At 77.8% G+C, this 1,763-nt stretch carries 1 protein-coding gene and 1 pseudogene; both read left to right on the plus strand.

Annotated features, from left to right (window positions below; all coding sequences use genetic code 11):
- The coding region (locus GTR00_RS20185; protein WP_205706279.1) for a sigma-70 family RNA polymerase sigma factor at positions 1 to 986 on the plus strand (986 nt) is incomplete at its 5' end.
- A 35-nt stretch (positions 987 to 1,021) separates the two neighbouring features.
- Positions 1,022 to 1,763: pseudogene (locus tag GTR00_RS20190) on the plus strand (DNA-binding protein); the annotation flags it as partial.

A 1,763-nucleotide genomic window follows, 5' to 3' on the forward strand; every position in this document is an offset into this window, starting at 1 on the left:
TTCAGCAGCCGCAGGCCGCCCCGCGCGCCGCCCACCGCCGCGAGCTGACCGGCTACTGCTACCGCATGCTCGGTTCCGCCTTCGACGCCGAGGACGCCGTGCAGGAGACGATGCTGCGCGCGTGGCGGGGCGCGGGCGGCTTCGAGGGCCGCTCGTCGCTGCGCTCGTGGCTGTACCGCATCGCCACCAACGTGTGCCTGACGATGATCGAGACGCGCGGGCGCCGCGCGCGGCCCATGGACCTGTCCGCCGCGGCGTGGGAGCCGGTGGAGGCCTCGCTGGCCGCGCGGCAGCCGGAGGACACCTGGCTGGAGCCGATGGTCGACACCCGCGTGCTGCCCGAGGGCGGCGACCCCGCCGACGTCGCCGTGGCGCGCGAGTCGATCCGGCTGGCGTTCGTCGCCGCCCTGCAGCACCTGCCGCCGCGCCAGCGGGCGGTGCTCATCCTGCGCGACGTGCTGCGCTGGCGCGCCGAGGAGGTCGCCGGGCTGCTGGAGACCTCCACGGTCTCGGTCAACAGCGCCCTGCAGCGCGCCCGGGCCACGATCTCCTCGCGCCCCGACGTCGACCTCGACGCCGCCACCGGCGCGCGCGGCACCGCGCTCGACGACGAGCACCGCGACCTGCTGGAGCGCTACGTGCGCGCCTTCGAGTCCTACGACATGGACGCCTTCGTCGCCCTGCTGGCCGAGGACGTCACCCAGAACATGCCGCCGTTCGAGCTGTGGCTGGCCGGCCCGCACGACGTGGTGCGCTGGATGGTCGGCCCCGGCCACCGCTGCCGCGGCTCGCAGCTGGTGCCCGTGCCCCTCAACGGCGTCACCGCCTTCGCGCAGTACAAGCCCGGCGGTCCCGCTGGCGCGCTGACGGCCTTCGCCTTCCAGGTCCCCGAGGTGCGCGGGGGGCGCATCCACCGCCTCACCTCGTTCCTGGACACCCGCCTGTTCACGCACTTCGGCCTGCCGCTGGAGCTGCCCGCGCGCTGAGGCGGGGGGCGGTGCCCGCGCCTAGACTCCCCCGGATGCCCCCGGCCACCCGCAGCACCGCCCGCACGCTGGCGGAGGACCTGCGCGCGCGCGACGACGCCGAGCTGGAGGCGCTGTTCACCGCGCGCCCGGACCTGGCCACCCCGCTGCCGACGACCACCACGGCCCTGGCCACCCGCGCCACCACCCGCGCCAGCGTGCAGCGGGCCCTGGACGCCCTGGACACCCCTGCCCTGCAGGTGGCCGAGGTGCTGGCCGTGCTGCCCGAGCCCACCAGCGCCACCGCCGCCTCCAGGGCGTGGGGGGCGCGCGCGAACGACGTGCTGGCCGGGCTGCGCACCCGGGCGCTGGTGTGGGGCCCGGACCGCCGCCTGCACCTGGTGCACGCCGCCCGCGACCTGCTCGGCCCGCACCCCGCCGGCCTGGGCCCGCCGCTGGCCGAGGCGCTGGGCCGGCGTTCCCCGCAGCGGCTGGCCGACCTGCTGGAGGACCTGCGGCTGCCCGTCAGCCACGACCCGGAGGTGGCGCTGCCGCGCCTGGCTGCTCACCTGGGCGACGCGGCCACGGTCGAGGCGCTGCTGGCCGGCGCCCCCGAGGGCGTGCGCACCCTGCTGGACCGCCTGGCGTGGGGGCCGCCCACGGGGTCGGTGGAGCGCGCCGACCGGCAGGTGCGCACCGCCACCGCCGGCGGGCCGGTGGACTGGCTGCTCGCGCACGGGCTGCTGGCCGTCTCCGGGCCGGGCACCGTCGTGCTGCCCCGCGAGGTGGGCCTGGCCC

Origin of the sequence: Kineococcus indalonis (assembly GCF_009906395.1) — a bacterium.
Taxonomy (GTDB): Bacteria; Actinomycetota; Actinomycetes; order Actinomycetales; family Kineococcaceae; genus Kineococcus; species Kineococcus indalonis.